11 protein-coding genes are annotated in these 17796 nt (G+C 41.2%); 4 read left to right on the top strand and 7 right to left on the bottom strand.

Translation table 11 applies throughout. The features are described 5' to 3' along the window. Nucleotides 1–209: 209 nt before the first annotated feature. From gyrB to dnaA, 3 genes are all read right to left on the bottom strand, one after another. On the bottom strand, nucleotides 210–2621 hold the full coding sequence (gyrB, locus tag FD729_RS04800; RefSeq protein ID WP_159932148.1) for a DNA topoisomerase (ATP-hydrolyzing) subunit B: 2412 nt from the start codon (nucleotides 2619–2621) through the stop codon (nucleotides 210–212). 1141 nt (nucleotides 2622–3762) lie between these two features. Then, nucleotides 3763–4869, bottom strand: a complete 1107-nt coding sequence (dnaN, locus tag FD729_RS04805; RefSeq protein WP_159932149.1) for a DNA polymerase III subunit beta — start codon at nucleotides 4867–4869, stop codon at nucleotides 3763–3765. A gap of 4 nt (nucleotides 4870–4873) precedes the next feature. Next, on the bottom strand, nucleotides 4874–6265 hold the full coding sequence (gene dnaA, locus FD729_RS04810) for a chromosomal replication initiator protein DnaA (RefSeq protein ID WP_159932150.1): 1392 nt from the start codon (nucleotides 6263–6265) through the stop codon (nucleotides 4874–4876). 650 nt (nucleotides 6266–6915) lie between these two features. Between dnaA and rpmH the strand changes: the two genes are divergently transcribed. From rpmH to mnmE, 4 genes are all read left to right on the top strand, one after another. Next, complete coding sequence (gene rpmH, locus FD729_RS04815) at nucleotides 6916–7056, top strand: 50S ribosomal protein L34 (RefSeq protein WP_159932151.1); 141 nt, start codon at nucleotides 6916–6918, stop codon at nucleotides 7054–7056. A 15-nt stretch (nucleotides 7057–7071) separates the two neighbouring features. Then, complete coding sequence (rnpA, locus tag FD729_RS04820; RefSeq protein WP_159932152.1) at nucleotides 7072–7431, top strand: ribonuclease P protein component; 360 nt, start codon at nucleotides 7072–7074, stop codon at nucleotides 7429–7431. Beyond that, a complete protein-coding gene (yidC, locus tag FD729_RS04825) occupies nucleotides 7395–9296 on the top strand; it encodes a membrane protein insertase YidC (protein WP_159932153.1) in 1902 nt (633 codons plus the stop codon). Before rnpA ends, yidC begins: the two co-directional genes overlap by 37 nt. 80 nt (nucleotides 9297–9376) lie before the next feature. Continuing rightward, on the top strand, nucleotides 9377–10741 hold the full coding sequence (gene mnmE / locus FD729_RS04830; RefSeq protein ID WP_159932154.1) for a tRNA uridine-5-carboxymethylaminomethyl(34) synthesis GTPase MnmE: 1365 nt from the start codon (nucleotides 9377–9379) through the stop codon (nucleotides 10739–10741). 1583 nt (nucleotides 10742–12324) lie between these two features. Here mnmE and glmS read toward each other — a convergent pair. From glmS to atpD, 4 genes are all read right to left on the bottom strand, one after another. Next, on the bottom strand, nucleotides 12325–14151 hold the full coding sequence (glmS, locus tag FD729_RS04835; protein WP_159932155.1) for a glutamine--fructose-6-phosphate transaminase (isomerizing): 1827 nt from the start codon (nucleotides 14149–14151) through the stop codon (nucleotides 12325–12327). Nucleotides 14152–14295: 144 nt separating this feature from the next. Next, the gene (gene glmU / locus FD729_RS04840) at nucleotides 14296–15666 is read right to left on the bottom strand and encodes a bifunctional UDP-N-acetylglucosamine diphosphorylase/glucosamine-1-phosphate N-acetyltransferase GlmU (protein WP_159932156.1); all 1371 of its coding nucleotides are present in this window, start codon (nucleotides 15664–15666) and stop codon (nucleotides 14296–14298) included. 159 nt (nucleotides 15667–15825) lie between these two features. Further along, complete coding sequence (locus tag FD729_RS04845; RefSeq protein WP_159932157.1) at nucleotides 15826–16239, bottom strand: F0F1 ATP synthase subunit epsilon; 414 nt, start codon at nucleotides 16237–16239, stop codon at nucleotides 15826–15828. Between the two features lie 27 nt (nucleotides 16240–16266). Beyond that, nucleotides 16267–17664, bottom strand: a complete 1398-nt coding sequence (gene atpD, locus FD729_RS04850) for a F0F1 ATP synthase subunit beta (protein WP_159932158.1) — start codon at nucleotides 17662–17664, stop codon at nucleotides 16267–16269. Between the last annotated feature and the right edge of the window lie 132 nt (nucleotides 17665–17796).

Raw genomic sequence — 17796 nt, forward strand, 5'->3', positions numbered from 1 at the left:
TAGCTAGCATACCAATTAGTAAGACATAAAAAAATTTCTCACTTAGAAGAGTTTGGAAATTATGGCAAACGTAAAGAACATTTGGCATAGAGGTAGGAAAGATGAGAAACTAGACCTGCTTATGGGAAGTCCAAAACGAACAAGCATGGATACCTTAAACAACTTCGCATATTATGATCTGCGTCATTATTGAAAATAATGTGCAGCACTTAGATATCGATATTGGCGGCTTTCAGCGCATTTTCTTCAATAAAGGCACGGCGTGGCTCAACTGCATCGCCCATTAACGTGGTGAATAATTGATCAGCATTGATGGCATCCCTAATAGTAACGCGCAACATACCGCGGCTGTCTGGATCCATTGTGGTTTCCCATAGCTGCTCGGCATTCATTTCGCCTAGACCTTTATAGCGCTGTACTGACATACCGCGATGCGACTCTCTTACCAACCACTCGATGGCCTGTTCAAAGCTAGCTACAGGTTGAGAACGTTCACCACGCTCAATATAGGCGTCTTCCTCAAGCAGACCGCGCAGCTTCTTGCCCAGCGCATTAATTTTGTAGTATTCAGGTCCTTGCATAAAATCAGCGTCTAATACGTAATTGATCTCGATACCGTGCGTACGCACACACAGTACCGGCTCAAAGATGTTCTGCTCACGGTTAGCACGTACCTGCGTGACATAGCTACTACCCAGTGCTGTATTATTACATAGATAAGAAGAAACCAGCTCGTCTAACCAACTTTTCACTGCTGCTTCATCTCTTAAGTTGCTTAATATTGGATGGTAAACCAGAGCGCGTAGCAACGTAACGGGATAGCGGCTCTCCATGTGCTTAATCATTTTCTGCGTACTATTGTACTCTGTCACTAAATCTTCCAATGGCTTGCCACATAGTGCCGGTACGATTGCGTTGGTATGAAGCATTGCGCCATCCAGTGCAATAGCAAGATAATACTGATCTAGTGCCTTATCATCTTTCAGGTACTGTTCTTGCTTACCTTTTTTTACTTTATACAGTGGTGGCTGTGCGATATAAACATGGCCGCGCTCAATGAGTTCAGGCATCTGACGGTAGAAAAATGTTAACAGAAGTGTACGGATGTGTGAACCGTCCACATCTGCATCGGTCATAATAATGATACTGTGGTAGCGTAGTTTGTCCGGATTGTACTCGTCACGACCGATGCCACAACCTAGCGCTATAATCAGCGAAGCTACTTCTTGTGAAGAAATCATCTTGTCAAAACGTGCTTTTTCTACATTAAGAATTTTACCTTTCAGCGGCAAAATCGCCTGATTTTTACGGTTACGACCTTGTTTTGCCGAGCCACCTGCAGAGTCACCTTCCACTAAGTAGATTTCAGAAAGCGCAGGGTCACGTTCTTGACAATCTGCCAGTTTGCCCGGTAGGCCTGCGAGATCGAGCACACCTTTACGGCGTGTCATCTCACGCGCACGCCGTGCCGCTTCACGGGCACGCGCTGCATCTATGATTTTGCCAACCACGATTTTAGCGTCATTTGGATTTTCCAGCAAATATGCGCTTAGTAGCTCATTTACCTGCTGTTCAACCACCGATTTCACCTCAGAAGAAACTAGTTTGTCTTTAGTCTGTGAGGAGAACTTCGGATCTGGTACTTTTACTGATATAACGGCCACCAATCCTTCGCGAGCATCATCACCTGTAGCGCTAATTTTCGCCTTTTTACTATAGCCTTCTTTATCCATATAGGCATTCAGCGTTCGTGTCATAGCAGCCCGAAACCCAGCTAGGTGTGTGCCACCATCTCTCTGTGGAATATTATTTGTAAAGCAGTAGATATTTTCTTGGAAGCTATCATTCCATTGTAGTGCAACTTCCACTCCGATACCGCCTTTCTCATTAGAGAAATAAAATATGTTCGGATGTATCGGAATTTTATTATTATTAAGATACTCAACAAAAGCCTTGATCCCACCTTCGTAATGAAGGTGAGCAGATTTATCTTCACGCTTATCCTCTAAACGAATTGAGACTCCGCAGTTTAAAAATGAGAGTTCCCGCAGGCGATTTAGCACAATCTCGTACTCAAATTCTGTCACACTAGTAAAAGTTTCAGGACTTGGCCAGAAGCGCACACGAGTACCCGTAGCTTCAGTATCTCCAATTACTGCCAACGGTGCCTGTGGTACGCCATGCACATAATTCTGATGATACACTTTACCTTGGCGGCAAATTGTTAGTTCCAATTTCTGCGATAGGGCGTTAACCACCGATACGCCTACACCGTGCAAACCTCCAGAAACCTTATAGGAATTGTCGTCAAACTTACCGCCGGCATGCAGTAAAGTCATGATTACTTCTGCGGCAGAAACGCCACTCTCTTCATGAAGACCGGTGGGAATACCACGCCCATCATCCTGAACGGAAACAGAATTGTCAGCATGAATGATCACGACAATTGTACTACAATGCCCAGCAAGAGCTTCGTCAATTGCATTATCCACAACTTCAAATACCATGTGGTGTAAACCGGTACCATCATCCGTATCGCCGATATACATACCTGGACGTTTGCGTACTGCATCCAACCCTTTTAGAACTTTTATACTTGAAGAGTCATAAGAATTTGACATTAATATTTCTCACTTGTTTAATCTTCAGATGCAATCACCATTCTACTCTGTTCCATACGGAACATCTTGCTCTTTTCGTTGTTATGTCGATGACATGCCCAATGGAAACAGCGTTAACAAATACCTGAGACTGTATATCTTTCAGTTGTTTTGTCAGCAGGGAGCGAATGCTTGCTGTCATACCACTCAGAGGAATATAATCAAATGAAGTAAAGACGACAGCAGAAAAGTACGCTTAGGCGAGCTAAGAACGCGCCCTATAATTACCTCTGTGCCAGACACCACGCATTATACATTAGCAGCTTGATTTGGCCGTATGACGGTAAATATTGACCGGCGTGCCATTGGAACAAATACTTAATTTAATTTGTGTTGCCACTGGTGGTGATATAGATAGTTTAAGACCTAACGCGCTCCAGTGGATCAACATAAACATCCTCCTATGTTCCATATTTTAGTCGCGCTGGAAAGAGAATTGTAGCGTAAAATATGGCAAAACTGTCTATGAAAATCGGTAAGTATTAAAAATATAATATCTTGTTATTTCATCAAAAGCATGACTCAGCAACTTATTCCAGGTGTAAAAAGAAACAGGGCGTATGTTAAAAGTCCCAATAACAATAAATATAGACTCTACGACATTCGGGGCCGATGTTAAGTAAAATCACTCTCTTGAGCATGATAACTACATAAACGGTTACCATGTGACAGCTCTGTTACTTTATGGACATTATTAATGTTATGTACATTTCGCGATTTCCGGCAAGTTTCTTTTCAAACCTACCAATATTTCATACTCACTATCCTTGATTTTTTCCGTGTAGTACATAAACAACTTTATTCACCCTGGGTTACTCCACCTTAGCCCAATATATAAACTATCTTTAGCACTCTGGTTTAATACTGGTTGCCCCACTAAGAAGTTAAACTTAGGTACAAAATTCAAATCGACCTGCGTAATATTAAGAATAGATCCTAATTAATAGGATATTTTCAAAACCTCAGCCCAAAAGCGTAGCTATTTTATAGCGTGCCATCGTATATCTATCTACATACATCTATAGTAATGCACTGAAGTACATGGGAATAGTGAGTAAGTTGAGACATAAAACATTATGTTGATAATCTAGAATTGGACATTCTACAATCGCATGGGCATGACGACGTAAGCAGCAGCTGGGTTTGCAATATCTTCTACTTGTACACTAGATAAGGAATCCGTCAATAATAAACGCACATTTTTGCACTTTAACGCATTCAGCACATCTAGCATATAGCTAACATTAAAGCCAATTTCTAGCTCTCTGCCGCTGTAAATTACATCTAGCACTTCCTCTGCCTCTTCCTGTTCAGGGTTATTAGCGGTGATCTTGATTTGATTTTTTGTAATATAGAGGCGAACTCCGCGGAATTTTTCATTCGAGAGGATAGCAACACGAGCAAATGCCTGCTTGAGAATATCGCAAGCTATCTCAAGTATTTTGTCTGGATTTTTAGGCAAAACACGACGATAATCAGGAAAACGGCCATCTACCAACTTCGAAGTAAAGGTAAAATCACCGACGTATGCTCGGATGTTGCTGCTGCCAATTTCAATTCGTAACGGTATATCGCTACCGTTCAGCAATCGCACTAACTCAATGATTCCTTTACGAGGCACGATCACTGAATAGTGAGATAACAACTGCCCGATCTGCATCGAGCATACAGCTAAACGGTGGCCATCAGTTGCTACAGTGCGTAGCGCTTCACCTTCTGTTTCAAATAGCATACCGTTGAGATAGTAGCGCACATCCTGATGTGCCATAGAAAACTGGGTCGCTTCAATTAGGCGCTTCAGGGTCGTAGATGGCAAAGTAAATTCCACTTGGCTCGGCCAGTCATCTAAACTAGGGAAATCACTTGCTGGCAGAGTTGAGAGAGAAAAGCGACTACGTCCAGAGCGTATTAATATACGCTCTCCTTCTAGTTTTACATTGAGCTCTGCTCCTTCCGGCAACCCTCGACAAATATCAAGAAATTTTCGCGCCGGCACTGTAGTCGTGCCCTGCTCGTATGGCTGGTTCATAACAATACGTGCTATAACCTCTATTTCCAAATCAGTACCAGTTAGAAACAAAGTATTATCTTTTACCCCTAACAGTAAATTTCTTAGTATTGGCATCGCTGGACGACTGCTGCCTCCTAACAAACTACTGACTTGTTGTAGTGGCTTTAGTAATCGCTCACGTTTAACAATAAAATTCATAGTATCATGAGGATAATGTTCGAATAAGATTAGAAAAATCTTCTTTTATGTTATGGCTTTCTTCGCGTAGTTGTTCGATTTTACGGCAGGCGTGGAGCACTGTAGTATGATCGCGACCACCAAAGGCATCTCCGATCTCTGGCAAACTATGGTTTGTTAATTCTTTTGCCATCGCCATGGCCATTTGTCGCGGACGTGCGACCGAACGTGAACGTCTATGAGAAAGTAGATCTGCTACCTTAATTTTGTAGTATTCAGCTACTGTCTTTTGGATATTATCGATGGTAACTAACTTTTCCTGCAGCGCTAGCAGATCGCGCAGCGCTTCACGTACAAAATCGATAGTGATAGCACGGCCGGTGAAATGCGCATTTGCAATCACTCGGTTAAGCGCACCTTCTAGTTCACGTACGTTAGAACGTAGTCGCTTGGCGATAAAAAAGGCTACTTCAACTGAAAGGCGAATATCGTTCTCATCTGCCTTCTTTATCAGAATTGCTACGCGTGTTTCTAGTTCAGGCGGCTCTATAGCAACCGTTAGTCCCCAGCCGAAGCGCGACTTCAAACGATCTTCCACCCCGTGAATCTCTTTAGGATAACGGTCTGACGTTAAAATAATTTGTTGATTACCTTCCAGCAATGCATTAAAGGTATGAAAAAACTCTTCCTGTGAGCGCTCTTTGTTAGCAAAGAACTGAATATCGTCAATAAGTAACGCGTCAACGGAACGGTAGTAACGCTTAAACTCTTCAATAACGTTATTTTGCAATGCTTTCACCATGTCCTGCACAAAACGCTCGGAGTGCATATATACAACTTTAGTATTAGGCTCGTGCATAATGATGTTGTTACCTACTGCATGTAGTAGGTGTGTTTTTCCTAAACCCGTGCCACCATAAATAAATAGTGGATTATACGCGCCGCCAGGGGTTTCCGCCACCTGACGCGCCGCCGCGCGCGCCAACTGGTTAGACTTGCCCTCAACAAAGTTATCAAAATTATGACACTTGTTCAAATTAGATCGGTAAATGACATCAGCCGTCATTGGAACGTTATTCCAACTGGGTCGTAGATGCTGTGCGCGCCCTGGTAGTCTCTCAACCGACGCATACGCGCTAACGTTTGCCATCATAGGATGCTGTCTTTGTACAGGACGTGTACTAACCTCAAAGCGCAGTAGTGGCATATTTACGCCACAAAATTCATTCAATAAAATATTGATATTATCAAGATACTTATCCATTACCCAGTCAAAAACAAATCGATTTGGCGCATACAAAGCTAACGTATTGTCATTTAACTCCACCTGAAGTGGTCGAATCCACATACTGAATTCAGTAGCAGGAAGCTCATCCTGCAAACGGGCAAGACATTGTTGCCAAAGTGTAAGTGACACGGCGGACTCCACTTGCTACAAAATAGATAAGAAAATAATAGGTGCTCATTCTAATAAAAAAATTTCGTTTTTAGCTCAGACGATAGAAAGCACCTACGACGATAACTACTATCAGCAGTTTACCGTTCCTAACATGATACTCGGATCATTAGTGAATCGGGCGCATCATAGCGCAAAGCAAAACAGAGATCTTCACTTTACTACACAGTTTTTATTATTTTTATCCACAGGACTCAGCGATATAAAACAATCTAACTCCGTTCCCTCCCTGGCGAGAAAATTGCTGCAGTTAGTATCTTTAAAAAATCTTCTTTTCAAAAAGTTTTGAATTTTAGGATTTGCCTTGCTGCCTCCCTCCTTCCGATGCGGGTCGTTTGCAAAAAAATCTTGTAGTATTCTTGCACCTTAAATCAGAGACCGTATAATTCTCTCCCGAAGAGTTTTCACTCTGTCTTTAATGGCTGGATTCAGCAGGGTTACATTGAGATTTTGAGTGCTGCCCAGTCAAGTAAATTGACTCTGGAAAGTACAATTATTATAATGCCGCTTCTTTAAATTAAAAATACGTTTAAACATTGGTCTTTATAATGGGGACCCCCCCCAAGAACAAATTATTTATTAAAATCTTTCAAATTTAGGTAGAAATCGCCATGAAACGTACTTTTCAACCTTCTGTACTAAAGCGCAACCGTTGTCACGGTTTCCGTGCTCGTATGGCTACTAAAAATGGTCGTCAGATTCTAGCACGTCGTCGTGCTAAAGGTCGTGTTCGTTTAACAGTTTCTAATTAATGAACGCTCACCTTAGTGGTTAAGTTCGTATTTCCTAGGGGGTTACGTTTGTTGACTCCTGCTCATTTTGCTTTCGTCTTCCAACGGCCACAACGAACGGGCACGTCGCAAATCACCATATTAGGCCGGCTTAATTCAATGGGGCATCCCCGCATCGGTTTTACCGTCGCTAAAAGGCATGTCAAGCGTGCGCATGAACGTAACCGTATTAAACGATTGACCCGGGAAAGCTTTCGACTACATCAACATGAACTGCCAGCAATGGACTTTGTCGTTATAGTAAAAAAAGGAATTACCAATATTGATAACCGTAATTTAAAGGAAGCATTGGAGAAATTATGGCGTCGTCACTGTCGCCTGGCGCAAGACTCCTGATCATCCTGATCCATATCTATAAGTGCGGTATCAGTACATTACTGAAACCACACTGTCGATTTCAGCCAACATGCTCTCAATATGGAATTGAGACATTAATCAAGTTTGGACTGATAAAAGGCAGTTGGTTGACATTTAAACGCGTATTAAAATGCCACCCTTTGAACGCGGGTGGTGAAGATCCTGTGCCGCAAAAAAACGATTCATACCAGAGAACATTAACGATGGATTCTCAAAATAATTTTTTCCTCATCGCTTTTCTGTTTGTGTCTTTCATAATCTGGCAAACTTGGCAAACAGACTACATTCCGCCGCCGCAGCCCCATACTACGCAGAATACCAACATTGACGCAGCTTATTCCTCAAGCCAAGAGATGCCTATCCAACATGGCAACACTATAACTGTTAAGACTGATGTCTTTTCGTTGAGTATCAATACCCAAGGTGGTGATATTGAACAAGCACAGCTATTGAGCTACCTAGACAAACTAGGTTCTAAACAACCATTTCAGCTGCTAGAAACCACGCCATCCTTTATTTATCAAGCACAAAGCGGGCTGACTGGTCGTAACGGCCCTGACAATCCAAGTAACGGTGCACGTCCTCTGTTCACTGCTACTCGAGATTATTTTGAAATGGCTGATAGCCAGAATGAACTGCGTATCCCTATGACCTATACTGCTGAAAATGGAGTGCGCTATACTAAAACTTTCATCTTCAAGCGCGGTGAATTTGCGATTGACATGGAATATAGAGTTAAGAATACTACCCAACGGCCACTGGAAGTATCACTGTTCGGCCAGCTGAAGCAAACTATTGATTTACCGAAAGATCGTGACAAAGGCAGTCATAACTTTGCGTTGCATACTTTTCGTGGTGCTGCGTACTCCACCAATAAAGAAAAGTACAAAAAGTATAAATTCGATACTATCGCAGATAATGAAAACCTCAATACAACCACAAGCAACGGCTGGGTAGCGATGTTACAGCAATATTTCGTTACCGCATGGGTACCTCGTACTACAGGAGATAATACGTTCTACACTAATAATTTAGGCAACGGTATCGCAGCTATCGGCTATAAATCTTCACCAGTAACTATTCCCTCCGGTCAGCAACAGAGCTTAACCGCAACATTGTGGCTAGGTCCAGAAATTCAGGACAAGATGATTGACGTAGCACCTCATCTTGACCTTACCGTAGACTATGGCTGGCTGTGGTTTATCTCTCAGCCGCTTTTTAAGCTATTGCAGTTTCTGCACAGTTTTATCGGTAACTGGGGCTTTTCTATTATCTTTATCACTTTCATCGTACGTGGCATCATGTACCCGCTGACTAAAGCTCAATATACATCAATGGCAAAAATGCGTGTGCTACAACCGAAAATTCAGGAAATTCGTGAACGTCTAAGCGACGATAAACAGAAGATGAGCCAAGAGATGATTGCGTTTTACAAAGCGGAAAAAGTGAATCCATTAGGCGGCTGTCTACCTTTAGTTATTCAGATGCCGATCTTTCTCGCTCTCTACTATATGTTGTCAGGTTCAGTAGAGCTGCGTCATGCACCGTTCATACTATGGATCTATGACCTGTCAGCGCAGGACCCATATTATATCCTACCAATTCTGATGGGTATAACTATGTTCTTTATTCAAAAAATGTCACCAACTACTGTAACTGATCCTATACAGCAGAAAATTATGACTTATATGCCAGTAATTTTTACCGTGTTCTTCCTATGGTTCCCTTCAGGTCTGGTGCTTTACTATATTGTTAGTAACTTAGTGACTATTATTCAGCAGCAGTTAATTTATCGCGGGCTGGAAAAACGCGGTCTACACAGCCGAGAAAAAAAGAACGCGTAACATACTTACTGCATTTTAACAATCTTGTTTACCCTCAGGTAGGCTTATTAACTGTCTTATCTTTTAGTGAGAAAAAGAGTATGATCTACAATGATACTATTGCCGCCCAAGCAACGCCCCCTGGACGAAGCGGCGTAGGTATTTTGCGTATTTCTGGATCGTGCGCTGCTGAGGTAGCACAGCAAGTACTCGGCAAGCTTCCCAAAGCACGCTACTCCGATTATCTGCAGTTTAAAGACGTTGACGGTAGAGTATTAGATCAGGGTATCGCTATATGGTTTCCTAGACCCAACTCCTTTACCGGCGAAGATGTGCTAGAGCTTCAGGGTCATGGTAGCCCTGTGATACTCGATCTACTATTGAAACGTATCGTTACACTACCGGGCGTGCGCATCGCTAAACCTGGTGAGTTTTCCCAGCGCGCCTTTCTTAATGAAAAAATCGACCTCGCTCAAGCAGAAGCAATCGCCGATCTGATTAACGCTAGCTCTGAACAAGCAGCACGATCGGCGGTAAATTCTTTACAGGGGATCTTCTCAACTCGTATTAACCAGTTGGTGAAAGCATTGACCCAACTGCGTACTCATGTTGAAGCAGCTATTAACTTTCCTGATGAGGAGATTGATTTCCTATCCCACTGTAAAATTGAATTGCAGCTTGATGAAGTGATCTCCAATCTAGATAGTGTATACACCCAAGCAAAGAATGGCAGTCTAATACGTGAAGGGATGAAGGTTGTGATTGCTGGTAGACCAAATTCCGGTAAATCAAGTTTAATGAACGCTCTAGCCGGATACGATGCTGCAATCGTCACGGATATTGCTGGTACCACACGCGACGTGCTGCGCGAGCATATCCATATCGACGGTATGCCATTACACATCATTGATACTGCAGGAATATGTGAAGCCAGAAACGATGTTGAACGAATTGGCATCGAGCGTGCTTGGAAGGAGATGGAGCATGCAGATCACTTATTGTTTATAGTAGACGGCAACACTACCGACGCCACTGAAGCAACGCAAATTTGGCCAGATTTTGTATCGAGTCTGCCTGCGGGCCTACCAATTACTGTAGTACGTAACAAATCGGACATAACAGGCGAAACAGTGGGTTTAAGTAAAATGAAACGTCACGCACTTATCAGGCTCTCAGCGAGTACTGGCGCAGGCTTAGATGTACTGCGCGCTCATCTAAAACAGTTAATGGGCTTTGCGTGTAATATAGAAGGCGGTTTCCTAGCGCGTTGCCGCCATCTTGAAGCACTAGCATTAGCAGATACTCACTTAAAGCAGGGTAAAGCGCAATTACTAGAAGTGTGGGCGGGTGAACTATTGGCGGAAGAGCTGCGGCTCGCACAACAGGCTTTAAGCGAAATCACCGGTAAGTTTACCTCTGACGATTTGCTAGGAAGCATATTTTCTAGTTTTTGTCTCGGAAAGTAGGTTTCAGTTGAAACAAGTCATCAACCACAAATAACTCCTGTACATAAATATACGGAGCTATACACCTATAATTATATCTTGCATGACTGAATATTTATATAGCAATGACTATGTCATATTTCCTATCATAGTCAAAGAGAGAAAGCGTATAATAGATGCTGATAATAAGATTTTATCTTACGGTATCTGAATTAATTAAAATTGTTATGAATTTTTATAAAGTAGACCAAATTAGAATTTTTCTGATATTAAAGGATGGCATTAGAAAATCTGGTTTAAGCATTTCTTTTTCTAAGACTAGAAAATAGCTATTTTACTCATTGTCCCTGATTCTTAATTATGTAGAGTGCTGTAGGTTCTTCTTTTTTATCTTTTAAAAGATAGAAGAAACTACAATATAAGTTACAGCTGTACCGTGTTTTATAAGTAGTAAACTCTGAAGCCATCTTCCACTGACAGATATCCTTAAAATACTGCGTGCACTTAACTAGTTCTTTATTTAAGGAAGTTCATAGCGATTAGTGCCGCTAAAAGGCAAGATATATACTATATGTACTCATTGATCTTGTCTTTATCGTTATTAACTGCTACCCAAAAAAGTTTTTCTTATCAAGATAAAAAGATAAAAAATAAACTAAAGTTTATGCTTTTATATACACTCTGAGAAAGAGTATACTAATGAATATAATAATTGTCGTCACAATATAAAGTTTTATAAATAACTACCGCAGACTTTTCGTATGACAGCGAGGATATCTATTTTATTTTCCATAAAATGGATATCGCCAAATACCCTCCCTTTTGCAATAGAATTTTACACAGAAATACTATCTTCTCTATATGAGAGAATCAATTTTAAGTACTACTCTAATTAATTTTTTAATAAATAAAAATTAATTAGATGTTTTTGGTAAAAACTAATAATAGTTAAAGTTATCAAGTAATGTTACCTATTATATTTATAAATATTGTCAATATAAGATACTTCGAAAATTTTTGCAATTGCTATCTAACAATGGTAAATTGTGCTAGGTTTCTACATTCATGTCATGTGCACCCATAGCTCCGGCAACAGCAGTAGATGACACAGAAAACTTAAGTAACCGTGCGCAGGTTAAATACTTATCAAGAATTTTTTAGTAATACACATTTGAAAACTATGTGCTATAGCTGAACGTTTTCGCTCAACCTTATTAAGGTTGATCTGGATATGAAATATAAATTACTTTAGTGAATTAAATTAAAGAAAAGATATTTAATTCAGATATTTTTTATCTTTTATATATAAAAGATATTAACAGATTTAAATTATTTTTTTGTACCTAACTTTAAGGGAAATACATATTCTATTTTTTATAAAAATTCCCAGAATAAATTAATTTGAAATAGCTTCTTTCTGAGAAGAAACATTCTTAACATAAGCATAGAGAATTATGGGATATACATATTTTTATCTATAATCCTAAAAAAATTAATTATAAAAAATTAAATTTAATAGGCCTATTCAATGATAGGATCAAAATATCCAATAATTAAATACATAATCTTTATAGATATAATGAGTTTTTTTATAACAAAATTTGTTACTCCACTGTTACAGATTTCGCTAAATTACGCGGTTGGTCTATATCAGTCCCCTTAATAAACGCAACATAATAAGCAAGTAACTGTAATGGCACGATATAGCAAATCGGTGCAATTACTGTTTCTACAGGTGGTAGAGAAATAATTTTCATATCTTTACTATTATTAAAGCCTGCATTCTGATCGGCAAAAACGTATAGCAGACCACCACGCGCGCGTACTTCTTCAATATTTAATTTCAGTTTTTCTAGCAGCTCGTTTTTCGGCGCAACCACAACAACCGGCATATTATCGTCAACAAGCGCTAGCGGGCCGTGTTTCATCTCACCAGCAGCGTAAGCTTCGGCATGAATGTAGGAAATTTCTTTGAGCTTAAGAGCTCCTTCCATAGCAATAGGATATTGATCACCGCGCCCCAAGAAGAGCACATGACGCTTATCTAAAAAATCTTGTGCGAGTAGCTCGATGCACTTGTCCTGCCCTAATATTTGCTTAATACGGTTTGGTAATACTTGTAATGCGTGCAAAATATCTTGCTCTTCCACTAATCTATCATGTAAACGAGCCAGCTTTGATACTAACATGAGCAGCACAGTCAATTGCGTGGTAAAGGCTTTGGTCGAAGCCACACCGATCTCGGTACCCGCTTTGGTCATTAGTACCATGTCTGATTCACGAACCAGTGAAGAACCAGCTACATTACAAATTGCCAATGAACCGAGGTAACCCATTTTTTTAGAGAGACGTAACGCTGCCAGTGTATCTGCAGTTTCACCTGACTGAGATAAAGTGATTATCAAACTGTTTTTACGTACCGCAGATTTTCGGTAACGAAATTCAGAGGCGATCTCTAAATCACAGGGAATGCTAGCTAATGATTCAAACCAGTAGCGTGCCACCATACCTGAATGATAGGAAGTACCGCAGGCTATTATCTGAGTATGCTCAATTTGACTCAATATAGCATCAGCGTTTGGCCCAAGTTCACTGAGATCGACCTCGCAGTGATTCAAACGACCGGTTAAGGTATTTTTGATGGCCATTGGCTGTTCGTAAATTTCTTTCTCCATATAGTGATGGTAAATACCTTTATCGCTTGCGTCGTACTGTACGCTAGATTCGATCTCTGCGCGGTTCACTAATTTGCCTTCGCGATCAAAAATTGATACATCACTGTAGCTAATTTCAGCGATATCCCCTTCTTCCAAATAGATGAAGCGTCGCGTCACGGGTAGTAGTGCTAACTGATCGGATGCAATAAAGTTTTCGCCCACACCACGTCCGATTACTAGTGGACTGCCAAAACATGCTGCCATAAGCAGCAGAGGATTACGGCTGTCCATAAGCACTATACCATAAACACCGCGCAATTGCGGGATAACACGCAGCACCACATCGCGTAGATTACCACCTTTTTTTTGTTCCCAGTGCACTAGATGTGCTATCACTTCAGTATCAGTTTCGGAAGAGAAAAAATAGCCGCGTGCGATTAACACTTCACGTAACAGCTCATGATTTTCCACAATGCCATTGTGCACAACTATAATTTGTTCAGAGACGTGCGGGTGGGCGTTAGCCTCTGATGGCTCTCCATGGGTTGCCCAGCGTACATGCGCAATACCAGTGCCACTAATAAGCGGTTGCTGTTTTGCCGCCTTCACTAACATTTCTACTTTTCCTACACGCCGTAAGCGAGTAACACAACCTGGATAATCAACTATGGCCAAACCTGCTGAATCATACCCACGATATTCAAGACGACGCAGTCCTTCCAGCAAAATCTCTGCAATATTACGTTGTGCTACAGCACCTATAATTCCACACATAAATTTTATCCCTGATTTGACGGCTTTCTATTATCTTGCGTTATAATGTGTCCTGATAACTCTCATTGCCAGATCCCCCAAGTTTTTTATGGGTAGTCAATTATTTTTATTCTTGTGCAACCAGCACGTACCAGTCTTTAAAAATTATTTCTTCTTCGCTGGACGTTGCCAGTTTGTTTTATGATTTTGTTCTTTGCGGTTGTAAACTAGCGCAGCAGTGCTGATATCTTTCCTTATTGTACTACCTGCGGCAATAGTCGTTCTCTCTGCTATGCTTATAGGGGCTATTAGTTGAGTATCGGACCCAACGAACACGTTATTTTTGATGATAGTTTTTGATTTATTAGCACCATCGTAATTACAGGTTATAGTACCTGCACCAATATTTACGTTAGAGCCGATTTCCGCGTCACCAAGGTAGCTCATATGTCCAACCTTTGAACTTTTGCCAAGCGTAGTATTTTTCATCTCAACGAAATTGCCGACGTGTACAGCCTTAGATAGTTCGCTTCCAGAGCGCAAGCGTGCAAAAGGGCCTACAGTACAGTGAGCAGCAAGATTTGCTTTCTCGATTACAGAATAAGAACTAATTTTACAGTCATCACCAATAATGCTATTCTTAATGATACAGCCGGTGCCAATTTTGACGCTATTGCCAAAAATAACTTCACCTTCGATAATAACATTAGCATCGATCTCTACATCACGACCATGACTTAGCGTGCCACGTAGGTCGAATCGAGTGGGATCACGTAATATTACACCTGCTAGCAGTAATTTTTCTGCCTGTTCACGTTGATAAATACGCTCTAGCGTTGCCAATTGCAAACAGTTATTAACACCCTTAATTTCACTAAGGCGTAACGGATGTATTGCATTTATCTGGCATCCTTCTTGATGTGCTAGAGAGATAATATCGGTGATATAGTATTCGTCTTGTGTGTTATTATTATTAAGCTGTCCCGACCAACGCTTTAAATCACCACCGTTGGCGATTAGTATTCCGGTACTAATCTCGGAAATCTTCAGCTGTTCCTGACTCGCATCTTTTTGTTCAACAATTCCAACAATGAGGTTATTTTCTCGTACGATGCGTCCATAACCACTAGGATTATCCAGTACCGCGGTTAACAAACTAATACCGCCTTTAGGCTTCGAGTTACATAGGCGCTGTAGGGTTTCTTGAGAGATGAGTGGCACATCACCGTAAAGCATCAATATATCTTCATCGTTAACAAATAAAGGTGCAACCTGCTGGATTGCATGTCCGGTTCCTAGTTGCTCCAATTGCAATATCCAGTTAAGTGATGGATCTGTTAGCACAGATCTCAGTTTGTCGCCACCGTAACCATAAACCAGATAAATATTCTGTGCGTTGAGACTGATTGCAGCGTCAATCACGTGTTGAATCATGGGTTTACCTGCAAGTGTGTGTAAAACTTTAGGTAAATCGGAATACATACGGCTTCCCTTACCTGCAGCAAGAATTACCACGCTTATTGCGCTATTAGTCATATAACTATCCTGAAAATTTTTCAAACACGAAAGTTAAAGGATTTAACTCTAAGATTATTATATTTTTCTTAAACTAAAATTAAACATACTTTGGTGTTAAAAGAACACATAAAAAAGCCAGCCTATTAGGCTGGCTTTTTTATGTGTTTGAGTTCCTAGTTACATAGCTTTTTTAGTTAACTCTATCACACGTAATTTAGCAATAGCTTTCGCTAACTCTGCAGCAGCCTGTGCGTAGTCCACATCACCGTGACTACTATTCATATGTTTTTCTGCTTTATGTTTTGCTTCTAGCACACGCTCTTCGTCAAGATCAGTACCTCGAATGGCCGTATCTGCTAATACAGTAGTATTATCTGGTTGCACTTCCAGCACACCTCCAGAAAGGTAGATATACTCCTCTTCACCATATTCTTTCACGATACGGATTGTGCCAGGTTTAATGGTAGTAAGCAGCGGAGCGTGACCTGGGAAAATTCCAAGTTCCCCTTCGCTCCCCGATACCTGAATTTTTTGCACCAAGCCTGAAAACAACTGTTCTTCTGCACTAACAACGTCTAAATAATAAGGCATAACCCTCCTCCTTGAAAAAAACAGTTATCACAGTTTTCCTGCTTTTTCAACTGCTTCTTCAATCGTTCCAACCATATAGAAGGCCTGTTCTGGAAGATGGTCGAACTCACCATCCATAATACCTTTAAAACCACGAATAGTAGATTTTAGAGTAACATATTTACCCGGATAACCAGTAAAAATTTCTGCAACGAAAAATGGTTGTGAGAGGAAACGCTGAATCTTACGTGCGCGGGATACCAACAGTTTGTCATCTTCAGACAACTCGTCCATACCCAAGATAGCAATAATATCTTTTAGTTCCTGGTAACGCTGCAACAAAGATTGCACACCACGTGCAACGTCGTAGTGTTCCTCGCCAACAACTAGCGGATCTAGCTGACGGCTTGTAGAATCGAGTGGGTCAACGGCCGGGTAGATACCTAGAGAAGCAATTTGCCGACTTAAGGTAACTGTTGAGTCTAAATGAACAAAAGTAGTCGCCGGAGATGGATCAGTTAAATCATCCGCAGGAACATAAACAGCCTGTATGGAAGTAATTGAACCTTTTTTAGTGGAGGTAATACGTTCCTGGAAAACACCCATTTCTTCTGCCAAAGTTGGCTGATATCCTACTGCTGACGGAATACGACCAAGCAGCGCGGACACTTCCGTACCAGCCAATGTGTAACGATAGATATTGTCAATGAACAGCAAAACATCACGACCCTCATCACGAAATTTTTCTGCCATGGTCAGCCCGGTTAGTGCCACACGTAACCGATTACCAGGAGGTTCATTCATCTGACCGTATACCAGCGCGACTTTATCAATTACGTTAGAAGCAGTCATTTCGTGGTAGAAGTCGTTACCTTCACGAGTACGTTCGCCTACGCCTGTAAACACCGAGTAACCTGAGTGTTCAGCTGCGATGTTACGAATTAGCTCCATCATATTTACAGTTTTACCAACGCCTGCCCCTCCAAACAAGCCCACCTTACCGCCCTTAGCAAATGGACACATCAGATCGATAACCTTAATACCTGTTTCCAAGAGCTCCTGTGAATGAGACTGATCTTCATAAGTAGGTGCCGCACGATGAATAGAAGAGATTTCTACCACGCTACCGTCTTCATTTTTCAGTTCACCTTTCATATCAATCGGCTCGCCCAGCACATTCATGATACGACCGAGAGTAGCTTTACCCACCGGAACTTGGATCGGTTTTTTAAGGTCAGCAACTTCCTGACCACGCTTTAAGCCATCAGAAGACCCCATGGCAATAGTACGTACCACACTGCCGCCCAGCTGCTGCTGCACTTCTAAAACTAGACGATTAACACCATTCTTAACTTCAAGAGCATTATACACTTGCGGTACCGCATTCTGAGGGAATTCAACATCAACTACAGCGCCAATAATCTGGACAATCTTTCCAGCTGCCATCTTAAAAACCTCTAACTAAATTCGTTTAGCCACCTCAACAGATGCTGCAGCAGCGTTATCTAATTACAATTTCCCCTTAATTTATACAGGAACAATTCTGTTGGGGGCACAACTGCTATACAAACATATTAC

The sequence above is a fragment of the Pantoea sp. Nvir genome (assembly GCF_009829915.1).
Lineage (GTDB): Bacteria > Pseudomonadota > Gammaproteobacteria > Enterobacterales > Enterobacteriaceae > Pantoea.

Excerpts from the sequence above, each read along its gene's own strand:
- atpD (WP_159932158.1), bottom strand. The coding sequence starts at position 17,664 with ATGGCAGCTGGAAAGATTGTCCAGATTATTGGCGCTGTAGTTGATGTT.
- dnaN (WP_159932149.1), bottom strand. The coding sequence starts at position 4,869 with ATGAATTTTATTGTTAAACGTGAGCGATTACTAAAGCCACTACAACAA.
- rpmH (WP_159932151.1), top strand. The coding sequence starts at position 6,916 with ATGAAACGTACTTTTCAACCTTCTGTACTAAAGCGCAACCGTTGTCAC.
- mnmE (WP_159932154.1), top strand. The coding sequence starts at position 9,377 with ATGATCTACAATGATACTATTGCCGCCCAAGCAACGCCCCCTGGACGA.
- FD729_RS04845 (WP_159932157.1), bottom strand. The coding sequence starts at position 16,239 with ATGCCTTATTATTTAGACGTTGTTAGTGCAGAAGAACAGTTGTTTTCA.
- glmS (WP_159932155.1), bottom strand. The coding sequence starts at position 14,151 with ATGTGTGGAATTATAGGTGCTGTAGCACAACGTAATATTGCAGAGATT.
- gyrB (WP_159932148.1), bottom strand. The coding sequence starts at position 2,621 with ATGTCAAATTCTTATGACTCTTCAAGTATAAAAGTTCTAAAAGGGTTG.
- yidC (WP_159932153.1), top strand. The coding sequence starts at position 7,395 with ATGGCGTCGTCACTGTCGCCTGGCGCAAGACTCCTGATCATCCTGATC.
- glmU (WP_159932156.1), bottom strand. The coding sequence starts at position 15,666 with ATGACTAATAGCGCAATAAGCGTGGTAATTCTTGCTGCAGGTAAGGGA.